Source organism: Streptococcus oralis, assembly GCF_023109005.1.
In the GTDB taxonomy this organism is placed as follows: Bacteria; Bacillota; Bacilli; order Lactobacillales; family Streptococcaceae; genus Streptococcus; species Streptococcus oralis_BU.
Window position 1 is genome coordinate 391,692 of sequence record NZ_JALDTU010000001.1, and the last position, 22,721, is coordinate 414,412.

The following is a 22,721-nucleotide window of genomic DNA, read 5'->3' on the forward strand; positions in this document are numbered from 1 at the left end:
AGGAGCCAGAATGGCGATTGAAAACTATATGCCAGATTTTGCTGTGGAAGCAGTCTATGATCTGACAGTCCCAAGCCTGCAGGCGCAGGGGATCAAGGCTGTTTTGGTCGATCTGGACAATACCCTCATTGCTTGGAACAACCCTGATGGGACGCCAGAGATGAAGCAATGGCTACATGACCTTCGGGACGCGGGCATTCGCATCATCGTAGTCTCAAATAATACCAAAAAACGGGTTCAACGTGCAGTTGAGAAATTTGGGATTGATTACGTTTATTGGGCCTTGAAGCCTTTCACATTTGGGATTGACCGTGCCATGAAGGAATTCCACTATGAGAAAAATGAAGTGGTCATGGTTGGTGACCAGCTCATGACAGATATTCGGGCAGCGCATCGTGCAGGTATTCGCTCAATTTTGGTCAAACCCTTGGTCCAACATGACTCTATCAAAACGCAAATCAACCGGGCTCGCGAGCGCCGTGTCATGAAGCAAATTACTGAAAAGTACGGACCGATTACATATAAAAAAGGAATCTAACTATGGAAGAAATTCTCTGTATTGGTTGTGGAGCAACCATTCAGACGACAGACAAGGCTGGTCTTGGATTTACTCCCCAGTCGGCACTTGAAAAAGGTTTGGAGACTGGCGAAGTCTATTGTCAACGCTGTTTCCGTCTCCGCCATTACAATGAAATCACAGATGTCCAGTTGACGGACGATGATTTTCTCAAACTCTTGCACGAGGTGGGAGACAGTGATGCCTTGGTGGTCAATGTCATTGATATCTTTGACTTTAATGGCTCTGTCATCCCAGGCTTGCCACGTTTTGTATCGGGCAATGATGTCCTCTTGGTCGGAAATAAAAAAGATATTCTGCTCAAGTCAGTTAAACCGAGCAAGATTAGCCAGTGGCTCATGGAGCGTGCCCACGAAGAAGGACTTCGTCCAGTGGATGTCGTCCTGACTTCGGCTCAGAATAAGCATGCCATTAAGGAAGTCATTGACAAGATTGAACACTACCGTAAGGGACGCGATGTCTATGTCGTTGGCGTGACAAACGTTGGAAAATCAACCCTTATCAATGCCATTATCCAAGAAATCACGGGCGACCAGAATGTCATCACGACTTCACGCTTCCCAGGGACAACCTTGGACAAGATTGAGATTCCTCTTGATGACGGATCTTATATCTACGATACACCGGGGATCATCCACCGCCACCAGATGGCCCACTACTTGACTGCTAAAAACCTCAAGTATGTCAGCCCTAAAAAGGAAATCAAGCCCAAAACCTATCAGCTCAATCCTGAACAAACCCTGTTTTTAGGAGGTCTCGGACGATTTGACTTTATATCAGGAGAAAAGCAAGGATTTACTGCTTTCTTTGACAATGAACTCAAACTCCACCGTACCAAGCTTGAAAGCGCTAGTGCCTTCTATGACAAGCACCTCGGAACCCTTCTCACACCACCAAATAGCAAGGAAAAAGAAGATTTCCCAAAACTAGTCCAACATGTCTTTACCATCAAGGACAAAACCGACCTGGTCATCTCAGGACTAGGCTGGATCCGCGTAACAGGCACTGCCAAAGTCGCCGTCTGGGCACCAGAAGGCGTCGCCGTCGTCACACGCAAAGCAATCATTTAAACACAGAAAGGAAAGAGCTGTCTGGATTCGGGCGAGCTCTGCGAGCCCATAACGAATACTTTTCGCCGTGGTGTCAGTTGGTACAAGTGATTGTACCAACTGCGGAAAATTTGAGACCTTGGGCTCAAATTTTAGTCATGAAAGTTCGAAGAACTTTGCTGACGTCCGTCACCACTTTAGAAAAGTATAAAAAGAAACTCTTTTTAAGAAATTATGTCATTAACATCAAAACAACGTGCCTTCCTCAACAGCCAGGCACACACTCTCAAACCCATCATCCAAATCGGGAAAAATGGACTTAACGACCAAATCAAAACCAGCGTCCGTCAAGCTCTTGACGCCCAAGAATTGATTAAAGTCACACTCTTGCAAAACACAGATGAAAACATCCACGAAGTAGCTGAAATCTTGGAAGAAGAAATTGGTGTAGATACTGTCCAAAAAATCGGACGCATCTTGATCTTGTTTAAGCAATCCAGCAAGAAAGAAAATCGCAAGATTTCTAAGAAAGTTAAAGAAATCTAAAACCCTACTCCAAACAACTGTTTTTACAGAGAATTAAAGGAAGACGAGCCTATGGCAATCGAATTATTGACTCCCTTTACCAAGGTAGAGTTGGAGCCAGAAATCAAGGAGAAAAAACGCAAACAAGTCGGGATCTTAGGGGGAAATTTTAACCCTGTTCACAATGCCCATCTTGTTGTGGCGGACCAAGTACGACAACAGTTGGGACTGGATCAGGTCCTGCTTATGCCCGAATACCAACCTCCTCATGTAGATAAAAAGGAAACCATCCCCGAGTACCATCGGCTCAAGATGCTTGAGTTGGCGATTGAGGGGATTGAAGGCCTCGCCATTGAAACCATTGAGCTAGAGCGCAAGGGCATTTCCTACACCTACGACACCATGAAGATTTTGACAGAGCAACATCCTGACACCGATTATTACTTTATTATCGGGGCTGATATGGTGGACTATCTACCTAAGTGGTACCGAATTGATGAGCTGGTCGACATGGTTCAATTTGTTGGAGTTCAGCGCCCACGCTACAAGGCAGGAACTTCCTATCCAGTTATCTGGGTAGATGTGCCTCTCATGGACATCTCGTCAAGCATGGTGCGTGATTTCCTTGCCCAAGGTCGGAAACCCAACTTTCTCTTACCTCAGCCAGTACTAGACTACATCGAGAAGGAGGGTCTCTACTGATGGACTATCAAGACTATATCAATTGCTCCCGTGAGGCTTTGTTAGAAAAAATGGCAGAGCTTCTGCCTGAAAAACGCTTAACCCATTGTCTAGGTGTAGAGCGTGCAGCCATAGAACTAGCCCAGCGATTTAGAGTAGATGTTGAGAAGGCAGGTTTAGCAGGCCTTCTTCATGATTATGCTAAAAAGTTGTCAGATCAGGAATTTCTAGACTTGATTGACCGTTATCAGCTAGATCTTGGCCTCAAGAACTGGGGCAACAATGTCTGGCATGGGATGGTTGGTATCTACAAGATTCAAGAAGATTTGGATTTGCATGATTCTGAAATCCTGCGAGCTATTGAAATCCATACAGTCGGGGCTGGTCAGATGACAGACCTAGATAAGGTTATCTATGTAGCAGACTACATCGAGCATAATCGTGCCTTCCCTGGAGTGGACCAGGCGCGTGAGATTGCTGTGCTATCGCTCAATAAGGCAGTGGCTTACGAAACAGCGCGAACTGTGGAGCATTTAGCTCATCAGGGATTTCCTATCTATCCCCAAACCCTTGCAACCTATAACGCCTATGTGCACTATTTGAAAGAGGACTAAATGAACGAAAAAGAATTACTAGAACTAGTCGTGAAAGCGGCTGATGAGAAACGTGCGGAGGATATCCTCGCACTTGACGTACAAGATTTGACCAGCGTGACGGACTACTTTGTCATTACAAGCTCGATGAATAGCCGTCAGTTGGACGCTATCGCAGATAATATCCGTGAAAAAGTAGCGGAAGCAGGCTTTAAAGGCAGTCATGTTGAAGGTGATGCAGCTGGAGGCTGGGTTTTACTAGACCTCGGCGGTGTTGTTGTGCATATCTTCTCAGAAGAAATGCGTGCCCACTATAACCTAGAAAAACTATGGCATGAGGCAGAGTCAGTAGATTTATCTGAAGCTTTGGCGTAGAAGATGACTTGAACTTCGGATGGAAATTACTTTGAAATTCGACAATGTATTGAGATTATTCTTATTTTGAGTAAGAAGTGAGAGATTGCCGAGACTTTCCGTTGTGATAAAAGTTCTTGAAATATTAATGTTTCAAGAACTCAGGAGTTTTGAGATCTTAGGCTCAAAACTAAGTCTTGGAACTTCGAAGAAGGTCGCAGACGTCCGAAATCACCTAAGGAAAGTCTTAAAAAGACTTTGTCTTTAATCGAACTCAGTTGCAGTCAACTGGGTTTTATTTGCTTATTTTAGAAAAAATGGATAGAAAGGTAAAGGGCGTCGTGTTTTGTTCATCTCGAAACTGAACACGAGCTAAAAGCTGCGAGAAAAAGATAAACTTCCTTTGTATCTGACGATACAGCAGAAAGTTTCCTATTTTCTCCTTGCTTTTAACGCTCTTTGTATCTTAATTATGGCTACTTATGAAACCTTTGCGGCGGTCTATGATGCGGTCATGGATGATAGTTTATACGATAAATGGACGGATTTTTCGCTACGTCATTTGCCTAAGACCAAGGAGAGAAAGAAGCTTTTGGAATTGGCTTGTGGAACAGGTATCCAGTCTGTTCGCTTTTCTCAGGCTGGCTTTGATGTGACAGGACTTGACTTGAGCGCGGATATGCTGAAGATTGCTGAGAAGAGAGCGACTTCAGCCAAGCAAAAGATTGACTTTATTGAAGGCAATATGCTGGATTTGTCCAAGGCAGGGAAATATGATTTTGTCACTTGTTATTCGGACTCGATCTGTTACATGCAGGATGAGGTCGAGGTAGGAGACGTCTTTAAGGAAGTGTATAATGCCCTCAATGAAGACGGAGTATTCATCTTTGACGTACATTCGACCTACCAGACAGATGAAGTTTTTCCAGGCTATTCCTACCATGAAAATGCGGAAGATTTTGCCATGCTTTGGGACACATATGAGGACGAAGCCCCTCACTCCATCGTGCATGAGTTGACTTTCTTTATCAAGGAGGCTGACGGTTCCTTTAGTCGCCACGATGAAGTGCATGAGGAGCGAACATACGAAGTCTTGACCTATGATATTTTGTTGGAACAGGCTGGTTTCAAGTCCTTCAAACTCTTTGCGGACTTTGAGGACAAGGAACCAACAGAAACCACTACCCGTTGGTTTTTTGTGGCGCAGAAGTAGGAGAACATCATGACCATCACAGGTATTATCGCGGAGTTCAATCCTTTTCATAATGGCCACAAATACCTGCTTGAGCAGACGAAGGGGTTGAAAATTGTGGCCATGTCTGGAAATTTCATGCAACGAGGAGAGCCGGCTATCGTGGACAAGTGGACACGGGCTCAAATGGCACTGGAGAATGGAGCAGACCTGGTAGTGGAATTGCCCTTTTTAGTCAGTGTTCAGGCAGCAGATTTTTTTGGTCAAGGAGCTGTAGATATCTTGGTTCGCTTGGGTATTGATACTCTAGCTTTTGGGACAGAGGAAGTTTTGGATTATCAGAAAATTGCTGACTTATACACAGAGTGCGGTCGAGAGATGGAGAATTTTGTGGAAAATCTGCCTGATTCACTCTCCTACCCCCAGAAAACCCAAGCCATGTGGCAGGAATTTGCAGATCTAGATTTTTCTGGCAATACGCCCAATCATGTTCTAGCTCTAGCTTATGCCAAGGCAATTGCAGGACGAAACGTCAACCTGCATCCAATTCAACGTCAGGGGGCGGGTTACCATTCTGTGGATAAGGATGTGGACTTTGCCTCGGCGACAGCCCTTCGTCAGCATCAATCAGACCAAGGTTTCTTAGAACGCTTTATGCCTTCTCTTGCCCTCTTTGAGCAGACCAGTAAGGTGAGCTGGGAAGACTATTTTCCCTTGCTCCGCTATCAAATCTTGTCAAATCCAGACCTAACCGCCATCTATCAGGTCAATCAAGAAATGGCTGTGCGCATCAAGGATGCTATCAAAACAGCCCAGTCTGTGGAGGAATTGGTCGAGGCGGTTGCGACCAAACGTTACACAAAAGCGCGTGTCAGACGCCTATTGACTTATATCTTGGTTCAAGCTAGAGAAAGTGACTTGCCAGAAGGTATCCATGTCCTTGGTTTTACCGAAAAAGGCAGACAACATCTCAAGTCTCTGAAAGACCAAGTCCAACTAGTCAGCCGAATTGGCAAAGAACCTTGGGATACCATGACGCAAAAGGCAGACCAGATTTACCAACTAGGACAGCCAAGCATCGCAGAGCAGAATTTCGGCAGGGTGCCCATTAGAATAGAAACAAACTAAGTCTACTGAAAGGTGGACTTTTTTAGAAGATTTTCGAATAAATAGATAGAAAAGAAAAATCTTGTACAAGTTCCTGACAATTTCTTTCTTTTTGTGTATAATAGTGGAAAAGAGGTAAAATGAGGTATGGTTATGGAAGCAGTTCTTTATTCAACATTCCGAAATCATTTAAAAGACTACATGAAAAAGGTAAATGAAGAATTTGAGCCTTTGACGGTGGTCAATAAAAATCCTGATGAGGATATTGTTGTCCTTTCAAAGAGCGAGTGGGATAGTATTCAAGAAACCTTGAGAATCGCTCAGAACAAGGAGCTTTCTGACAAGGTCTTGCGAGGAATTTCTCAAGTCCGAGCTGGAAGTACTCAGGTCCATGTTATTGAGGAGTGAGAAATGCTGCTCAAGTTTACAGAAGATGCCTGGGCAGATTATTGCTATTGGCAAACTCAGGATAAGAAGACATTAAAAAGAATCAACATGCTAATCAAGGATATTCAACGCGATCCTTTTTCAGGAATTGGGAAACCAGAACCGCTCAAGTATGATTATCAAGGAGCTTGGTCACGACGTATTGATGCAGAAAATCGCTTGATTTATATGATGGATGGAGATAGCATCGCTTTCTTGTCCTTCAAAGATCACTACTAAGTCTACTGAAAGGTAGGCTTTTTATTTTAGAAATTTTAGCTAATAAATTAAAGATAAATTTTTTGGAGAATGACAGATTTCCTAAGGCAAAAAATCAGCAAAGAAATTTAGTATAGTGATTACAATCTTTGTCCTTGAATCCGCTTTATAACTCTTATTTTGTGGTATAATCATGATGATATAGATTAAAAGGGGTATATATGAAAAATATAATGACGAGGATTTTTAATTTTTTTCTGAATTTCAAACCATTGAAATATTTATTGAAAAGGCCATCATGGAGTAGTAATGTTAGAGTTGTTGAGTGGTATAAAATATTTATAGCCAGTATATGGGTACTATATCTTGCGCTGGAGATTGAACAATTTAAACGCTTTGCTTTACCTATCTATAAATTTGTATCTAATTATAATTTTTTAAAAGATATTATTTCAATTTTGTATGTGAATCGTGTAATAATATTGTTAGCACTGACTATACCACCAATACTATTCTGGTTTTTAGACATAATTTTTAAAATAGATAGTTATGGAAAACTGGATCCAGAGTTATTTCCAGAATATGACTTGGAGGGCTATCCTTATCAAGCCCATCTGGTGGAGTTTTTAAATAGTTCAGATTCTATCCATAATGTTTTCTGGTTGGATGGTTCTTGGGGGAGTGGGAAAACATTTTTTATAAAGACGTTTTTTGAAAATCAAATTTACAAAAAGAAAGAAATCTACTATATTTCCTGCTTTGGGATAAAAACAAGAGAGCAAGCCGAGAAAATATTGATCAATGAAATAGAAAAACAATCCATACTCGGAAATTTGGACTTTATTCCACTTGTTGGAGGAGTTTTTAAATGGTTCTTTAAAACAGTTGGAACGGATTTGATGAAGCGAGATTCTATCATTATTTTTGATGATTTTGAGCGTGTTTCATATGCAGAAACATCAGATAACCCTTCAGATTATAATGATTTATTGGGTTATATTGACTATCTTTCTGAGAATAAAAGATTTAAAATTATTGTCATTTTAAATAGTGAGGAAATTAAGTCAACAAAGGAAAAACTCATTAATCATAAATTTAAGCTGAATCATAATCGAATGGTATCTACAGAAGAAGTCATTGATAACATTTTGAAAAAGAGCAAGTTGAAAGATGATATTTTTGGGAAGATTTTAGCGATAATTTATAAAAATTATTATGCAGATATAGATGAGAGAGTTGCACAGAATAAAAACGAAGATTCAAAAGTAAAAAAACCAAGTTTAAGAGAGTTCCAGAAATCAATTGAAGAACTTTCGAATATAATTGAGAGTGATTATAGAGCGAATAAACCTCCACCATATTCTAGTGGAAAGATATCAAATTATATTGTTGATTGCATGAATGAACGCATAGGAACTGATAGTATTCTAGTATCATTTTTTAAATTTTATATCACTTATGAAGGAAATTATAAAATAGATGAGTGGTACAAGTTCTATGAGTCAGGTGCATATTTTCATTTTGAGATGTTAGAGAAGATTGTAAGTTTAAGTTTTGTGCATGCTTCACTTACTGCAGAGGAAGAAATACATCCGGAAATTATTGATATTTTCGGACTTAAATATTATTTTAAATTGTTATCGTGTCTCTGGGAAGCAAGACTAAGGAATCTGTTTATAATAGACAAAAATGTTTATTTTAAAGAATGTAAATCTTCTAGCTTTGATAAAGAGGAGTGTCTAGTTGAAATTTATTATGATATTTTGAACAATAGAATAAAAGACAATTATCAAATGAATGACTTAGACTTGAATGAATTGGAAGAAATAAAATATCAGAATTTTATCAAATATTGCATGCCTATGGAGTTAAATAAACAAATTAAAATTAATCATATTCCATTAGATGAATTAATACAAGAGAGTTTTGAAATAAATAGATCTTTGTCTGAACTTCAAGCTAAATTTCAATAGTTCATATTCTATTTTGGGTTTTTGAAATCGGTTTTTTATGATAGAATATTAAGGAATGTATGTCATTCGATAAACAAATTTAATGAGGTAAAAACATGGAAATCATGACACTTGCGATTGCTGTTTTTGCCGTCATCATTGGTTTAGTCATTGGATATGTCAGCATCTCAGCTAAGATGAAATCATCTCAAGAGGCTGCAGAGTTGATGCTTCTAAATGCTGAACAAGAAGCAACTAATTTACGAGGACAAGCTGAGCGCGAAGCGGATTTATTGCTAAATGAAGCCAAGAGCGAAAGCAAGTCTCTTAAAAAAGAAGCACTATTGGAGGCCAAAGAGGAAGCCAGAAAATACCGTGAAGAAGTGGACGCTGAATTTAAGTCAGAACGTCAGGAGCTCAAGCAAATTGAAAGTCGTTTGACGGAGAGAGCTACGAGCCTTGACCGTAAGGACGACAATTTGACGAACAAAGAAAAAACACTTGAACAAAAAGAACAAAGTATTTCTGATAGAGCAAAAAACCTTGATGCACGTGAAGAGCAATTAGAGGAAGTCGAAAGACAAAAAGAAGCTGAACTGGAACGTATCGGCTCTCTTTCCCAAACTGAGGCTCGAGATATTATCTTGGCTCAGACAGAGGAAAACTTGACCAAGGAAATTGCTAGTCGCATTCGTGAGGCTGAGCAAGAAGTGAAGGAACGTTCAGACAAGATTGCGAAAGATATCTTGGTTCAGGCTATGCAGCGTATCGCTGGTGACTATGTAGCAGAGTCAACAAACTCAACAGTTCACCTACCAGATGATACCATGAAGGGGCGCATTATCGGACGCGAAGGTCGAAATATTCGTACCTTTGAAAGTTTGACAGGGGTCGATGTGATCATCGACGATACGCCAGAAGTGGTAACCTTGTCAGGATTTGATCCGATTCGTCGTGAAATTGCTCGTATGACCATGGAAATGTTGCTCAAGGACGGCCGCATCCACCCAGCTCGTATCGAGGAGTTGGTTGAGAAAAACCGTCAAGAGATTGACAATAAGATCCGTGAATACGGTGAGGCTGCTGCCTATGAGATTGGTGCGCCAAACCTTCATCCAGACTTGATGAAGATTATGGGACGCTTACAGTTCCGTACTTCTTATGGACAAAATGTCTTGCGTCATTCGATTGAGGTTGCTAAGCTATCTGGTATCATCGCCAGTGAACTTGGTGAAAATGCAGCTCTTGCCCGTCGTGCTGGATTCCTTCACGACATCGGGAAAGCTATCGACCGTGAGGTTGAAGGTAGCCACGTTGAGATTGGTACAGAGTTGGCTCGTAAGTACAAGGAACACCCAGTTGTGGTGAATACCATTGCTAGCCACCACGGCGATGTCGAAGCCGAAAGCGTCATTGCAGTGATTGTTGCTGCAGCAGATGCCTTGAGTGCAGCGCGTCCAGGTGCTCGTAGCGAGTCTCTTGAAAACTATATCAAACGTCTCCACGATTTGGAAGAAATCGCCAATGGCTTTGAAGGAGTGCAAAATAGCTTTGCCCTTCAAGCAGGACGTGAAATTCGTATTATGGTTAATCCAGGACAAATCAAGGACGACAAAGTCACAATCTTGGCTCACAAAGTTCGTGAGAAAATTGAAAACAATCTCGATTACCCAGGAAACATCAAGGTAACCGTGATCCGCGAACTTCGTGCAGTAGATTATGCTAAATAAATAAGAAAGAGCAGTTGAAAAATTACTGCTTTTTTGTTACACTAGATAGAAAGACTGTAGAAGGATAACTGATGCTATCATCACTATCCGAGAGAATTTCACAGACTAACTAAAGGAGACATAATGGCAGACCGAGGCTTGCTAATCGTTTTTTCTGGTCCTTCAGGAGTTGGGAAAGGAACGGTTAGAAGAGAGATTTTTGAGAGTTCTGAGAATCAATTTCAATACTCTGTATCGATGACGACGCGTGCGCAACGTCCTGGTGAAGTGGACGGAGTGGACTATTTCTTCCGTACTCGTGAAGAGTTTGAAGAACTGATTCGTCAAGGTCAGATGTTGGAATATGCAGAATATGTCGGTAACTACTATGGAACTCCTCTGACCTATGTCAACGAAACTCTGGACAAGGGAATCGATGTCTTTCTTGAGATTGAAGTGCAGGGAGCCCTTCAGGTTAAGAAAAAGGTTCCAGATGCTGTTTTTATCTTTTTAACGCCACCAGATTTGGATGAATTGCAAGATCGTTTGGTAGGTCGTGGAACAGATAGCGCTGAAGTGATTGCCCAACGAATCGAAAAAGCCAAGGAAGAAATTGCCCTCATGCGTGAGTATGATTATGCCATTGTCAACGATCAGGTGCCCCTCGCTGCTGAACGTGTCAAGCGTGTGATCGAAGCAGAACACTTCCGTGTGGACCGTGTTATTGGTCACTACCAGGAGATGTTACCAAAATCTCCAACTACTCGATAAACTATAGGAAACAGGTACAAGCAAATGATGTTAAAACCCTCTATTGATACCTTACTTGACAAGGTACCATCAAAATATTCACTCGTAATCTTGGAAGCAAAGCGTGCCCACGAACTAGAAGCAGGCGCGCCAGCAACTCAAGAGTTTAAGTCTGAAAAATCAACTCTTCGCGCTTTGGAAGAAATCGAGTCAGGAAATGTAACCATTCACCCAGATCCAGAAGGAAAACGTGAAGCGGTTCGTCTCCGTATCGAAGAAGAAAAACGCCGCAAAGAAGAAGAAGAAAAGAAAATCAAAGAGCAAATCGCTAAAGAAAAAGAAGATGGTGAAAAAATTTAAGGTTGGGGGGACTCAATCTTATTTTTTCTATTGCAAGAATTTACTGACAAGGAGGAGGTGAGAAGATGGCAATCGCAAAGATTATCGTGGATGTTCCACTGATGCAGACAGACCAGCCCTATAGTTATAAGGTCCCTGAGGGATTTGTAGAGATGCTGGAAGTCGGTATGCGGGTCCATGTTCCTTTTGGCAAAGGCAATCGTTTGATCCAAGGGATTGTGCTAGGTATGGAGTCCCAGTCGGATGAAGAGGTGGCTGATCAGGACTTGAAGGAGATTGCGGAGGTGCTAGATTTTTCCCCGGTTCTCACTCAAGAGCAACTCTGGCTGGCTGAGGAGTTACGCAAGTCTGTCTTTTCTTACAAAATCTCCATTCTAAAAGCCATGTTGCCAGGATTTTTAAACTCTAGCTATGATAAGATTCTCTATCCTCTGGAAGGTCTGAGTCAGGCAGACAAAGAGCGTTTGTTTGGTTCAGAAGCTTCGCTAGCCTTTTCTTCTCTAGACCTTGCTAAGCAAGCTGAGATGATGCGCTTGACGAGAAAAGGTCTACTCCGTTTAGAATACCAGGCAGTCGATCAAAAGAAGGTCAAGACCCAGTCTTGGTATGAAGTTGATGCCACTCAGCTAGAGCAGATTGAGATTTCTGCGCGTGCTAAGAAAAAGGCAGAACTCAGAGACTATTTGCTGTCTCATCCTAAGAGTGCTCCTCTGGCTAGTTTGTTAGATTCCTACTCGCGGGAGCAAGTCAACTTCTTTGTGGAACAAGGTGCTGTGTCTATAGTCCAAAAGGAAGTGCAACGCTCAGCCGCTTATTTTGAAGGCGTTGAAGTCAGCCAACCTTTGGAATTGAATCCTGAACAAAGACAGGCGCGTGATGCCGTTGTCAGTGCTATTGGCAGTCAACAGCCTCCATTCCTCCTTCAAGGAATTACAGGAAGTGGGAAAACGGAGGTTTACTTGCAGATTATCCAAGGGGCCTTGGATAAGGGCAAGACGGCCATTTTGCTGGTACCTGAGATTTCTCTGACGCCACAAATGACGGAGCGTTTTATTGCTCGATTTGGTGAGAAAGTGGCTATTCTTCACTCAGGTCTGTCCAATGGTGAAAAGTACGATGAATGGCGCAAGGTTGAACGTGGCGATGCCCAAGTAGTGGTTGGTGCCAGATCAGCCATCTTTGCTCCTCTGAAAAATTTAGGTGTCATGATTATCGATGAAGAACATGAAGCTAGCTACAAACAAGACAGCAATCCCCGTTATCATGCCAGAGAGGTAGCCATCTTACGGGCCCAGTACAATCAAGCAGCCCTAGTCCTCGGCTCAGCGACACCGAGCTTAGAAAGCCGTGCGCGGGCTGGAAAAGGTGTCTATCAACACTTACGTCTGACCCAACGGGCCAATCCTTTAGCCACTATTCCTGAGGTTCAAGTGATTGACTTTCGGGACTACATCGGGCAGAATGAGACGTCAAACTTTACGCCTCCTTTGCTAGAGGCCATCCAAGACCGTCTGGATAAAAAAGAGCAGGTAGTCCTCATGCTCAACCGTCGGGGTTATTCTAGCTTTGTTATGTGTCGAGAGTGTGGGACGGTAGATAGCTGCCCCAACTGCGATATTTCTCTGACTCTCCACATGGATACCAAGACCATGAACTGCCATTACTGTGGCTTTTCCAAAGGAATTCCTCATGTCTGTCCCAACTGTCAGAGTCGCAGTATTCGTTACTATGGGACAGGGACTCAGAAAGCCTACGATGAGCTAGCAGAGCTCTTTCCTCAGGCCCGCATTCTACGGATGGATGTGGATACGACTCGCAAGAAAGGCAGTCACCAAGCTCTTCTTGACCAGTTTGGCCGAGGGGAAGCAGATATCTTACTGGGCACTCAGATGATTGCTAAGGGCTTGGATTTTCCAAATGTGACCCTAGTCGGAGTTCTCAATGCGGATACGGCCTTAAATCTGCCAGATTTCCGTTCCTCTGAGAGAACCTTTCAGCTCTTAACCCAGGTGGCAGGCCGTGCAGGTCGTGCAGAAAAGGCTGGGCAGGTCTTGATCCAGTCTTACAATCCTAAGCATTATGCCATTCGTTTTGCCAAAGATCAGGACTATGAAGGCTTTTACGCTTATGAAATGAGTATCAGGCGCCAACTCGGCTACCCGCCTTACTATTTCACTATTGGGATTACCCTCTCTCACAAGAAAGAAGAAGAGGTTGTCAAACGTGCCTATGAAGTCATGGGAATTTTGCGCTCAGGTTTGTCGGAAACTAGTAAAATCCTTGGACCAACACCAAAACCCATCGCCCGTACCCACAACCTCTATCATTACCAGATTTTGATTAAATACCGTTTAGAAGATGAGCTGGGACAGACTCTCAATCAGGTCTTAGCCTTGACTCAAGAACGGGAAAATAGCGAGCTTCGTCTTAGCATTGACCATGAACCGCAGCAATTTTTATAAGAAGGAGAAGAAATGACAAAACTAATCTTTATGGGGACACCTGAATTTTCAGCGACAGTTTTGACGGGCTTGTTATCAGATGATCGTTACGAGATTCTAGCTGTTGTGACCCAGCCAGACCGCGCTGTCGGCCGTAAAAAAGTGATCCAAGAAACCCCGGTTAAGCAGGCTGCCAAAGAAGCAGGCCTTCCCATCTACCAACCTGAAAAATTATCTGGGAGTCCAGAGATGGAAGACATTATGAAGCTAGGGGCGGATGGGATTATCACTGCTGCTTTTGGGCAGTTTCTCCCAAGTAAACTCCTTGATAGCATGGATTTTGCGGTCAACGTTCACGCTTCCCTTCTTCCAAAACACCGTGGTGGTGCGCCTATCCATTATGCCTTGATTCAAGGGGATGAGGAAGCTGGTGTGACCATTATGGAGATGGTTAAGGAAATGGATGCAGGAGATATGATTTCTCGTCGTAGCATTCCTATCACAGATGAGGACAATGTCGGGACCTTATTTGAGAAATTAGCGATTGTAGGTCGTGACTTGCTTTTAGATACTCTTCCTGCTTATATAGCTGGTGAAATTCAGCCAGAACCGCAAGATCCAAACCAGGTTACATTTTCTCCAAATATCAAACCAGAGGAAGAAAAATTGGACTGGAATAAGACTAATCGTCAACTCTTCAACCAAATCCGTGGAATGAACCCGTGGCCTGTTGCCCACACTTTCCTTAAAGGCGATCGCTTTAAGATTTATGAAGCCCTTCCAGTAGAAGGTCAGGGAGCTCCAGGTGAGATTCTGTCTATTGGCAAGAAAGAATTGATCGTTGCTACGGCAGAAGGGGCTCTGTCTCTCAAGCAAGTGCAGCCAGCTGGTAAGCCTAAGATGGACATTGCTTCCTTCCTCAACGGAGTGGGACGGACATTGACTGTAGGAGAACGATTTGGTGACTAAAGTAGAAACAGCTAGAAGTCTAGTTCTAGCAGTGCTAGAGGATGTTTTGGTTAATCAAGCATACTCCAATATTGCCTTAAATAAACACCTCAAGGGGAGTCAGCTCTCAGTAGCAGATAAGGGCTTGGTGACAGAGATTGTCTACGGAACGGTAACCCGAAAACTGACTCTGGAATGGTACCTGTCCCACTTTATCGAAGACCGGGATAAGCTAGATAACTGGCTCTATATCCTGCTCCTTCTGAGCGCCTACCAACTTCGGTATCTGGATAAGATTCCTAATCACGCTGTGGTCAATGAAGCAGTGGAACTAGCCAAAGCCCGTAAAAAAGGCAGCGAAAAATTGGTCAATGCCGTCCTGCGTCGTATTTTGCGAGAAGGCTGGCCAGATGTTGACAGCATCAAACGCAAAAACAAGCGTGATTCCATTGCTTATTCTCTCCCAGTTTGGCTCGTGTCTAAACTCAAGGAAGAATACGGTGAAGAGCGAGCACAAGCCATCTTTGAAAGTCTCTTGGTGCGCAACAAAGCCAGTATTCGTGTAGCCGATTTGAGCCGAAAAGAGGAAATCAAAGCTTTGTTAGAGGCGACCGATTCCCCTTTAGCGGCCACTGGTCTGGTCAAGGAGCAAGGCCACTTTGCAGGACATGATTTGTTCGCAGAAGGGGCTATAACCATCCAAGACGAGTCCAGTCAACTGGTTGCTCCGACTCTTGATCTACAAGGTGATGAACAGGTCCTGGATGCCTGTGCCGCTCCGGGCGGTAAAACAGCCCATATGGCCTCTTACCTCATATCTGGTAAGGTGACAGCTTTGGACTTGTATGACCATAAGTTGGACTTGATCCAAGAAAATGCGGAGCGTTTAGGTGTGGCAGATCGAGTTCAAACGCAAAAATTGGATGCCAGAAAAGTGCATGAGTTTTTCGGTCGGGACTCTTTTGATAAGATTTTGGTAGATGCTCCCTGTTCTGGTATTGGGCTCTTACGTCGCAAACCAGACATCAAATACAATAAAGAAACAGCAGATTTCACGTCCCTACAGGAAATTCAGCTGGAAATATTAGGTAGTGTTTGTCAAACGCTACGAAAAGGTGGTATAATAACGTATAGTACCTGTACTATTGTCTCTGAGGAGAACTTTCAAGTCGTTGAGGCATTTTTAGAAAGTCATCCCGAGTTTGAGCAGGTTAAACTAGAACACGAATGCAAAGATATCCTGAAAGATGGCTGCATCCTGATTACTCCTGAATTGTATGGAAGTGATGGATTCTTTATCAGCCAATTTCGCAAGATATCAGAATAGGAAGGAACTGACACAATGGAAATAGCATTATTAACAGATGTTGGTCAGAAACGTACAAATAATCAGGACTATGTCAATCACTTTGTCAACCGAGCAGGACGCACTATGATCATCTTGGCTGACGGGATGGGAGGACACCGTGCAGGAAATATCGCTAGTGAGATGGCGGTCACAGACCTCGGTGTGGATTGGGTGGATACCCAAATTAACTCAGTTAATGAAGTTCGTGAGTGGTTTGCCCACTACCTGGAGATTGAAAATCAAAAAATTCATCAACTAGGTCAGGACGAAGCCTACAGAGGCATGGGAACAACGCTAGAAGCTGTTGCGTTTATTGACAACCAAGCCATCTATGCTCACATTGGAGATTCTCGTATCGGTTTGATTCGTGGAGAAGAATACCACCAGTTGACGAGTGACCATTCCTTGGTTAATGAATTGCTCAAGGCTGGTCAATTGACTCCAGAAGAGGCAGAAACTCACCCTCAAAAGAATATCATCACACAGTCTATCGGACAAAAAGATGAAATCCAGCCTGATTTTGGGATGATTACACTGGAGTCAGGAGATTATCTCTTGCTCAATAGTGACGGTTTGACCAATATGATTTCGGCAAGCGAGATTTATGATATTGTAACCAGTGATATTTCCCTAGCAGACAAGGCGGCAACCCTCATTCGTTTTGCTAACAATGCAGGAGGTTTAGACAACATTACGGTTGCCCTTGTTTACATGAACGAGGAGGCGGCAGAATGATCCAAATCGGCAAGATTTTTGCCGGGCGGTATCGGATTGTCAAGCAGATTGGTCGAGGAGGCATGGCAGATGTTTACTTGGCCAAGGATTTGATCCTAGATGGGGAAGAGGTGGCAGTTAAGGTCCTGAGGACCAACTACCAGACGGACCCGATTGCTGTGGCACGTTTCCAGCGGGAAGCGAGGGCTATGGCAGATCTGGACCATCCTCATATCGTTCGGATAACAGATATCGGTGAGGAAGATGGCCAACAGTACCTAGCTATGGAATACGTAGCAGGACTTGACCTCAAGCGTTATATCAAAGAACACTATCCTCTTTCAAATGAAGAAGCGGTTCGGATTATGGGACAGATTCTTTTGGCTATGCGTTTAGCTCATGCTAGAGGAATTGTTCACCGAGATTTGAAACCTCAAAATATCCTCTTGACACCAGATGGAACTGCTAAAGTTACTGACTTTGGGATTGCAGTGGCCTTTGCAGAGACGAGTCTGACCCAGACCAACTCGATGCTGGGTTCGGTTCATTATTTGTCACCTGAGCAAGCGCGTGGTTCAAAAGCGACCTTCCAGAGTGATATCTATGCAATGGGGATTATTTTCTATGAAATGCTGACGGGACATATCCCTTATGATGGGGATAGTGCGGTTACGATTGCCCTTCAGCATTTCCAGAAGCCACTTCCGTCCGTCATTGCTGAAAACCCATCTGTCCCTCAGGCTTTGGAAAATGTTGTCATCAAGGCAACTGCTAAGAAATTGTCTGATCGCTATCAGTCTGTTTCAGAAATGTATATGGACTTGTCAACTAGTTTGTCTTATAATCGTCGGAATGAACCGAAACTGGTCTTTGACGATGCGAGTAAGGCGGATACGAAGACTTTACCTAAAGTCCCACAAAGTACATTGACCTCGATTCCAAAAGCTCCGGCGCAGGAAGAACGTCCTCAGTCAAAGAAATTAACCCCAGAGCAAGCACCTACGCAAAAGCCAACTAAAAAGCGGAAGTTTAAGGCTCGCTATCTGATTCTTTTAGCTAGTCTTCTATTAGTTGCAGCTTCTTTGGTCTGGATTTTATCTAGAACACCAGCAACGATTGCTATTCCTGACGTAGCTGGACAAACCGTTGCAGAGGCTAAGGAAGCTCTTAAAAAATCCAAGTTTGAAGCCGGTGAAGAAAAGTCAGAGGCTAGTGATACCGTAGCAGAAGGACGTGTTATTCGAACGGATCCAGAAGCTGGTAGTGGCCGAAAAGAAGGAACCAAGGTCAATTTGATTGTTTCTTCTGGTAAGCAATCCTTCCAATTGAGCAATTATGTTGGACGCAAGTATACGGATGCCGTAGCTGAACTCAAGGAGAAGAAGGTTCCTGAGAATCTAATCAAGATGGAAGAGGAAGAATCCAGCGAAAGCGAACCTGGAACCATTCTCAGACAAAGTCCTGCGGCAGGTACGACTTATGATCTTTCAAAAGCCAGCACAATTACTTTAACGGTTGCTAAAAGAGTAACAAGTGTTTCTATGCCAAGTTATATTGGTTCAAGTCTCGAATTTACAAAGAATAATTTGACTCAGATTGTCGGTGTAAAAGAGGCTAATATTGAGGTTGTCGAGGTTTCGACTGCTCCTGAAGGGACAGCAGAAGGTACAGTTGTAGATCAAACACCAAAAGCGGGTGAACAGGTTGACCTTGCTAGCACGCGTATCAAACTTTCCATCTACAAACCGAAAACACCACCGTCAACTTCATCTTCTAGTTCTGCACAACGTGGGAACCAAGGTTCTTCTACAACTCCAAATCAGGGGAACCAACAAGGAAACACTCCTTCAACTAGTCAATCAAATAGTGAAGGAACCCGTGAAAGTTCTCGAGATTAAACGAATCTTTGTCATGATTTCATGACAAAGATTTTTTTTCATTGATTTTTGTGATAAAATATAGGAAGCAGAAAAGGAGGAGAAAATGGACGAATCAAGAGAGTTGAATGCCGTTATCGATGTCATTATGTTAGCTGGAACCATTCTCTTAAAAAGCGGTTCGGAGATTTATCGGGTTGAGGACACCATGATCCGTATCGCTCATTCACAGGGAATAGTGGATTGCAACGTTCTTGCTATGCCAGCAGCTATTTTCTTTTCTATTGAGAATACCAATATTTCTCGTATGAAACGGGTCACTTCTTCCTCCTACAACATCGAAAAAGTCTGTGATGTCAACCAAGTATCACGGGAGCTTGTCGGAGGGCAAATCGATCTCTCTACAGCCTTTGAAAGGCTAAAGGAAATCAGAAATCAAGCTCTTCCTTATACCAAGTACCAAGTGACTATTGCAGCAACTCTCAGTGCCCCTTTTTTCTCGATTATGTTCGGGGGGAATACCTATGATGCTTTTGGTGCAGCCATTGCGACCTTACTTGGTTTTGCTTTCTCTCTCTATGTAGAGAGGTTTGTCCGCATTCCTTTTGTAACGGCCTTTGCGGGTGCCTTTGTTTTCGGATTGATCGCCCAGTTCTGGGCCCGCTATACAGGATTTCCTTCGACGGCAGACTTGATCATAGCGGGAGCTGTCATGCCCTTTGTTCCGGGAATTGCCCTGACAAATGCAGTTCGGGATATCATGACCAACCATATCAACTCTGGTATGAGCAAGATGTTTGAATCCCTGCTCATTACCCTCGCTTTAGGGGCCGGCACCTCCGTCGCCCTAGTTTTGATGACATAAGATGACTCTAACAAGTATTTTACTCCAAGCAGTAGCGAGTTTACTCGCCATTATCACCTTTCTAATCGTACTGAATGTTCAACGCTCTATGCTCCTACCTGGTGGTGTTCTGGGAATGGGTGTCTGGCTCCTCTATCTTGTACTTAAAGAACCAACCAATGTTATTGTTGCGACCTTTATCGCAGCGGTGGTTGGTTCTTGCATCAGCCAGATTCTAAGTATTGTCTATAAGACGCCAGCAGTGGTCTTTGTCTTGGCCATTCTTGCCCCCTTGGTGCCAGGTTATCTATCCTATCGAACGACAGCTTTCTTTGTGACAGGTGATTACAGTCATGCCCTTACCAGTGCAACACTAGTAGTTATGTTGGCTCTGGTCATTTCTATCGGGATGGCCAGTGGAACAGTGATTCTGAAGCTTTATTACTATATCCGAAAACAGCGAGGCATATCCTCCTAATGCTGTCAAAGCAAAGACTTGATTTGTTGAATCAGGTCTTTTTTCTCTCATTTGTTCCTATTTGTGATAAAATATAATAGAACGATTTTTTACAATGAATGAAAAAACAGAGGTAAATATGACAATCGGTATTGATAAGATTGGTTTTGCAACCAGTCAATATGTCTTGAAATTACAAGACCTGGCAGAAGCAAGAGGAGTTGATCCGAATAAATATAGTAAGGGTCTCTTATTAAACGAAATTAGCATTGCACCATTGACTGAGGATGTTGTCACCTTAGCTGCCAGTGCAAGTAACTCTATTTTGACAGATAAAGAAAAAGAAGAAATTGACATGGTCATCGTGGCGACCGAGTCAGGGATTGACCAGAGTAAGGCAGCGGCGGTCTTTGTTCACGGTCTATTAGGTATCCAGCCTTTCGCTCGCAGTTTTGAAATCAAAGAAGCTTGTTACGGAGCAACAGCTGCCCTCCATTATGCCAAGTTGCATGTGGAAAATTCTCCAGAGTCCAAGGTCTTGGTCATCGCCAGCGATATTGCCAAGTATGGTGTAGCGACTCCAGGTGAACCAACTCAGGGAGCTGGGAGTGTGGCGATGCTGATTACGCAAAATCCGCGTACCATGGCCTTTAACAATGATAATGTTGCCCAAACGCGTGATATTATGGATTTCTGGCGTCCGAACTATTCAACTACTCCTTATGTAAACGGCTTGTACTCAACTCAGCAATATCTTGACAGTCTTACGACGACTTGGGATGAATACAAGAAACGATATGACTGGACTATGAATGATTTTGCGGCTATCTGCTTCCACTTGCCTTATCCCAAATTAGCCCTAAAAGGCTTGCGCAAGATGATGGATAAGACTTTGTCTCAGGAAAAAAAGGATAGTCTGCAAGAAAACTTTGATAAGTCCATTCTCTACAGTCAGATGATTGGGAATATCTACACAGGTTCCCTCTTCCTTGGGCTTCTCTCCCTTTTGGAAAATGCAGAGAATTTGAAGGCTGGAGATAAAATTGTCCTCTACAGTTACGGAAGTGGAGCGGTTTCAGAGTTCTTTAGTGGAGAACTGGTTGAAGGCTATGAGGCCTACCTTGATAAGGATCGTTTGACCAAACTCAAGCAACGTACAGCATTGTCTGTTGCAGACTATGAAAAAGTCTTCTTCGAAGAATTGCAGTTGGATGAATCTGGTTCAGCCCAATTTGCAGGCTATGAACATCAAGACTATGCCTTGGTTGAAATTCTCGACCACCAACGCCGTTATAGCAAGGTTGAAAAATAATGAAGTTAAGTTGGAATGGATTTTCTAAAAAATCATACCATGAGCGCCTTGAGTTACTGAAAGCTCAGGCGCTCCTTAGTCCTGAAAAGCAAACCAGTCTGGAGCAGGATGAACAGGTCAGTTTGGCTGTTGCAGACCAGCTGAGTGAGAATGTGGTGGGAACTTTTTCTCTGCCTTATTCTATCGTTCCAGAGCTTGTTGTAAATGGTCAGGACTACACAGTTCCCTATGTGACAGAAGAACCCTCAGTGGTTGCTGCGGCCAGCTATGCTAGTAAAATTATCAAGCGAGCAGGTGGCTTTACTGCTCAAGTACATGAGCGCCAGATGATTGGTCAGGTAGCACTTTATCAAGTTGCTGAACCTGAACAAGCGCAAGAGAAGATTGCCAGCAAGAAAGCGGAGCTCTTGGAACTTGCCAATCAAGCCTATCCTTCTATCGTCAAACGTGGTGGCGGGGCGCGTGATTTGCATGTAGAGCAGATCAAAGGTGAAATAGACTTTCTCGTTGTGTATCTCCATGTCGATACCCAGGAAGCCATGGGAGCCAATATGCTCAACACCATGCTGGAGGCTTTGAAACCAGTCTTAGAAGAACTCAGTCAGGGGCAGAGTCTTATGGGAATTTTGTCCAACTACGCGACCGATTCTCTGGTGACTGCAAGCTGTCGTATCGCCTTTCGCTACTTGAGTCCTCAAAGGGATCAAGGACGAGAAATTGCGGAGAAAATAGCCTTGGCTAGCCAGTTTGCGCAGGCTGATCCCTACCGAGCGGCTACCCATAATAAAGGGATTTTTAATGGTATCGATGCCATTTTGATTGCCACTGGTAATGACTGGCGTGCCATCGAAGCTGGGGCCCATGCCTTTGCCAGTCGAGATGGACGCTATCAAGGTCTTAGTCAATGGACGCTGGACATGGAAAGAGAAGAATTGGTCGGTGACATGACACTACCCATGCCGGTAGCGACCAAGGGTGGCTCTATCGGTCTCAACCCACGTGTAGCCCTCAGTCATGAACTACTGGGGAATCCTTCTGCTAAGGAATTAGCCCAGATTATCGTGTCTATTGGTCTTGCCCAAAACTTTGCAGCCCTCAAAGCCTTGGTGAGTACGGGCATCCAGCAAGGCCACATGAAATTACAGGCCAAATCCCTAGCTCTCCTAGCAGGTGCTAGTGAGTCCGAAGTTGCTCCCCTCGTTGAGCGCCTCATCGCAGATAAAACCTTTAACTTAGAGACAGCCCAGCGTTATCTGGAAAGTTTACGATCATAAAAAACTCAGACG

Annotated in this window: 23 protein-coding genes; all 23 read left to right on the forward strand. The window is 43.4% G+C overall.

The annotated features are described in order from the left end of the window. Positions 1–10: 10 nt before the first annotated feature. The 23 genes from M1F56_RS01840 (at position 11) to M1F56_RS01950 (ending at position 22,709) form a co-directional block, all read left to right on the forward strand. Complete coding sequence (locus M1F56_RS01840; RefSeq protein WP_006153778.1) at positions 11–538, forward strand: YqeG family HAD IIIA-type phosphatase; 528 nt, start codon at positions 11–13, stop codon at positions 536–538. Positions 539–540: 2 nt separating this feature from the next. After that, a complete protein-coding gene (gene yqeH, locus M1F56_RS01845; RefSeq protein ID WP_247916677.1) occupies positions 541–1,647 on the forward strand; it encodes a ribosome biogenesis GTPase YqeH in 1,107 nt (368 codons plus the stop codon). Between the two features lie 213 nt (positions 1,648–1,860). Then, the gene (gene yhbY / locus M1F56_RS01850; protein WP_247916678.1) at positions 1,861–2,172 is read left to right on the forward strand and encodes a ribosome assembly RNA-binding protein YhbY; all 312 of its coding nucleotides are present in this window, start codon (positions 1,861–1,863) and stop codon (positions 2,170–2,172) included. 51 nt (positions 2,173–2,223) lie between these two features. Then, positions 2,224–2,853, forward strand: a complete 630-nt coding sequence (locus tag M1F56_RS01855) for a nicotinate-nucleotide adenylyltransferase (RefSeq protein WP_049477881.1) — start codon at positions 2,224–2,226, stop codon at positions 2,851–2,853. After that, positions 2,853–3,446 (forward strand): bis(5'-nucleosyl)-tetraphosphatase (symmetrical) YqeK, encoded by a 594-nt coding sequence (yqeK, locus tag M1F56_RS01860; protein ID WP_247916679.1) that lies wholly within the window; start codon positions 2,853–2,855, stop codon positions 3,444–3,446. Before M1F56_RS01855 ends, yqeK begins: the two co-directional genes overlap by 1 nt. Further along, a complete protein-coding gene (gene rsfS / locus M1F56_RS01865; RefSeq protein ID WP_033583417.1) occupies positions 3,447–3,800 on the forward strand; it encodes a ribosome silencing factor in 354 nt (117 codons plus the stop codon). A gap of 451 nt (positions 3,801–4,251) precedes the next feature. After that, positions 4,252–4,992 carry a class I SAM-dependent DNA methyltransferase gene (locus M1F56_RS01870; RefSeq protein WP_084937440.1) on the forward strand — a complete coding sequence of 247 codons (741 nt, stop codon included), beginning with the start codon at positions 4,252–4,254 and terminating at the stop codon, positions 4,990–4,992. 9 nt (positions 4,993–5,001) lie between these two features. Continuing rightward, positions 5,002–6,099, forward strand: coding sequence for a nucleotidyltransferase (locus tag M1F56_RS01875; RefSeq protein WP_247916680.1), 1,098 nt, complete (start codon positions 5,002–5,004; stop codon positions 6,097–6,099). Positions 6,100–6,231: 132 nt separating this feature from the next. Beyond that, positions 6,232–6,486: a type II toxin-antitoxin system Phd/YefM family antitoxin gene (locus tag M1F56_RS01880; RefSeq protein WP_172844178.1), complete on the forward strand. Its 255-nt coding sequence runs from the start codon at positions 6,232–6,234 to the stop codon at positions 6,484–6,486. A gap of 3 nt (positions 6,487–6,489) precedes the next feature. Continuing rightward, a complete protein-coding gene (locus M1F56_RS01885) occupies positions 6,490–6,744 on the forward strand; it encodes a Txe/YoeB family addiction module toxin (RefSeq protein ID WP_084917783.1) in 255 nt (84 codons plus the stop codon). Positions 6,745–6,944: 200 nt separating this feature from the next. After that, positions 6,945–8,696: a P-loop NTPase fold protein gene (locus M1F56_RS01890; RefSeq protein ID WP_247916681.1), complete on the forward strand. Its 1,752-nt coding sequence runs from the start codon at positions 6,945–6,947 to the stop codon at positions 8,694–8,696. A 95-nt stretch (positions 8,697–8,791) separates the two neighbouring features. Next, complete coding sequence (locus M1F56_RS01895; protein WP_000404958.1) at positions 8,792–10,405, forward strand: ribonuclease Y; 1,614 nt, start codon at positions 8,792–8,794, stop codon at positions 10,403–10,405. 123 nt (positions 10,406–10,528) lie between these two features. Continuing rightward, positions 10,529–11,155, forward strand: a complete 627-nt coding sequence (gmk, locus tag M1F56_RS01900; RefSeq protein WP_000775041.1) for a guanylate kinase — start codon at positions 10,529–10,531, stop codon at positions 11,153–11,155. Between the two features lie 24 nt (positions 11,156–11,179). Next, positions 11,180–11,494, forward strand: coding sequence for a DNA-directed RNA polymerase subunit omega (gene rpoZ / locus M1F56_RS01905; protein ID WP_002874282.1), 315 nt, complete (start codon positions 11,180–11,182; stop codon positions 11,492–11,494). A gap of 65 nt (positions 11,495–11,559) precedes the next feature. Further along, positions 11,560–13,956, forward strand: coding sequence for a primosomal protein N' (locus M1F56_RS01910; RefSeq protein ID WP_247916682.1), 2,397 nt, complete (start codon positions 11,560–11,562; stop codon positions 13,954–13,956). A gap of 12 nt (positions 13,957–13,968) precedes the next feature. After that, positions 13,969–14,904, forward strand: coding sequence for a methionyl-tRNA formyltransferase (fmt, locus tag M1F56_RS01915; RefSeq protein WP_247916683.1), 936 nt, complete (start codon positions 13,969–13,971; stop codon positions 14,902–14,904). After that, on the forward strand, positions 14,897–16,210 hold the full coding sequence (gene rsmB / locus M1F56_RS01920; RefSeq protein ID WP_247916684.1) for a 16S rRNA (cytosine(967)-C(5))-methyltransferase RsmB: 1,314 nt from the start codon (positions 14,897–14,899) through the stop codon (positions 16,208–16,210). The genes fmt and rsmB overlap by 8 nt, the downstream gene beginning before the upstream one ends. 15 nt (positions 16,211–16,225) lie before the next feature. Next, positions 16,226–16,966: a Stp1/IreP family PP2C-type Ser/Thr phosphatase gene (locus M1F56_RS01925; RefSeq protein ID WP_000401533.1), complete on the forward strand. Its 741-nt coding sequence runs from the start codon at positions 16,226–16,228 to the stop codon at positions 16,964–16,966. Further along, the gene (gene pknB / locus M1F56_RS01930; protein WP_247916685.1) at positions 16,963–18,843 is read left to right on the forward strand and encodes a Stk1 family PASTA domain-containing Ser/Thr kinase; all 1,881 of its coding nucleotides are present in this window, start codon (positions 16,963–16,965) and stop codon (positions 18,841–18,843) included. Before M1F56_RS01925 ends, pknB begins: the two co-directional genes overlap by 4 nt. 85 nt (positions 18,844–18,928) lie before the next feature. Beyond that, positions 18,929–19,687, forward strand: a complete 759-nt coding sequence (locus M1F56_RS01935) for a threonine/serine exporter family protein (protein WP_247916686.1) — start codon at positions 18,929–18,931, stop codon at positions 19,685–19,687. Position 19,688: 1 nt separating this feature from the next. Continuing rightward, positions 19,689–20,144 (forward strand): threonine/serine exporter family protein, encoded by a 456-nt coding sequence (locus M1F56_RS01940; protein ID WP_000176910.1) that lies wholly within the window; start codon positions 19,689–19,691, stop codon positions 20,142–20,144. A gap of 118 nt (positions 20,145–20,262) precedes the next feature. Continuing rightward, on the forward strand, positions 20,263–21,435 hold the full coding sequence (locus M1F56_RS01945; RefSeq protein WP_061588399.1) for a hydroxymethylglutaryl-CoA synthase: 1,173 nt from the start codon (positions 20,263–20,265) through the stop codon (positions 21,433–21,435). Next, on the forward strand, positions 21,435–22,709 hold the full coding sequence (locus M1F56_RS01950) for a hydroxymethylglutaryl-CoA reductase, degradative (protein ID WP_247916687.1): 1,275 nt from the start codon (positions 21,435–21,437) through the stop codon (positions 22,707–22,709). Before M1F56_RS01945 ends, M1F56_RS01950 begins: the two co-directional genes overlap by 1 nt. The last annotated feature ends 12 nt before the right edge of the window (positions 22,710–22,721 follow it).

Coding starts and splice junctions, on each gene's coding strand:
- M1F56_RS01840 (WP_006153778.1), top strand. CDS start 11: ATGGCGATTGAAAACTATATGCCAGATTTTGCTGTGGAAGCAGTCTAT.
- yqeH (WP_247916677.1), top strand. CDS start 541: ATGGAAGAAATTCTCTGTATTGGTTGTGGAGCAACCATTCAGACGACA.
- yhbY (WP_247916678.1), top strand. CDS start 1,861: ATGTCATTAACATCAAAACAACGTGCCTTCCTCAACAGCCAGGCACAC.
- M1F56_RS01855 (WP_049477881.1), top strand. CDS start 2,224: ATGGCAATCGAATTATTGACTCCCTTTACCAAGGTAGAGTTGGAGCCA.
- yqeK (WP_247916679.1), top strand. CDS start 2,853: ATGGACTATCAAGACTATATCAATTGCTCCCGTGAGGCTTTGTTAGAA.
- rsfS (WP_033583417.1), top strand. CDS start 3,447: ATGAACGAAAAAGAATTACTAGAACTAGTCGTGAAAGCGGCTGATGAG.
- M1F56_RS01870 (WP_084937440.1), top strand. CDS start 4,252: ATGGCTACTTATGAAACCTTTGCGGCGGTCTATGATGCGGTCATGGAT.
- M1F56_RS01875 (WP_247916680.1), top strand. CDS start 5,002: ATGACCATCACAGGTATTATCGCGGAGTTCAATCCTTTTCATAATGGC.
- M1F56_RS01880 (WP_172844178.1), top strand. CDS start 6,232: ATGGAAGCAGTTCTTTATTCAACATTCCGAAATCATTTAAAAGACTAC.
- M1F56_RS01885 (WP_084917783.1), top strand. CDS start 6,490: ATGCTGCTCAAGTTTACAGAAGATGCCTGGGCAGATTATTGCTATTGG.
- M1F56_RS01890 (WP_247916681.1), top strand. CDS start 6,945: ATGAAAAATATAATGACGAGGATTTTTAATTTTTTTCTGAATTTCAAA.
- M1F56_RS01895 (WP_000404958.1), top strand. CDS start 8,792: ATGGAAATCATGACACTTGCGATTGCTGTTTTTGCCGTCATCATTGGT.
- gmk (WP_000775041.1), top strand. CDS start 10,529: ATGGCAGACCGAGGCTTGCTAATCGTTTTTTCTGGTCCTTCAGGAGTT.
- rpoZ (WP_002874282.1), top strand. CDS start 11,180: ATGATGTTAAAACCCTCTATTGATACCTTACTTGACAAGGTACCATCA.
- M1F56_RS01910 (WP_247916682.1), top strand. CDS start 11,560: ATGGCAATCGCAAAGATTATCGTGGATGTTCCACTGATGCAGACAGAC.
- fmt (WP_247916683.1), top strand. CDS start 13,969: ATGACAAAACTAATCTTTATGGGGACACCTGAATTTTCAGCGACAGTT.
- M1F56_RS01925 (WP_000401533.1), top strand. CDS start 16,226: ATGGAAATAGCATTATTAACAGATGTTGGTCAGAAACGTACAAATAAT.
- pknB (WP_247916685.1), top strand. CDS start 16,963: ATGATCCAAATCGGCAAGATTTTTGCCGGGCGGTATCGGATTGTCAAG.
- M1F56_RS01935 (WP_247916686.1), top strand. CDS start 18,929: ATGGACGAATCAAGAGAGTTGAATGCCGTTATCGATGTCATTATGTTA.
- M1F56_RS01940 (WP_000176910.1), top strand. CDS start 19,689: ATGACTCTAACAAGTATTTTACTCCAAGCAGTAGCGAGTTTACTCGCC.
- M1F56_RS01945 (WP_061588399.1), top strand. CDS start 20,263: ATGACAATCGGTATTGATAAGATTGGTTTTGCAACCAGTCAATATGTC.
- M1F56_RS01950 (WP_247916687.1), top strand. CDS start 21,435: ATGAAGTTAAGTTGGAATGGATTTTCTAAAAAATCATACCATGAGCGC.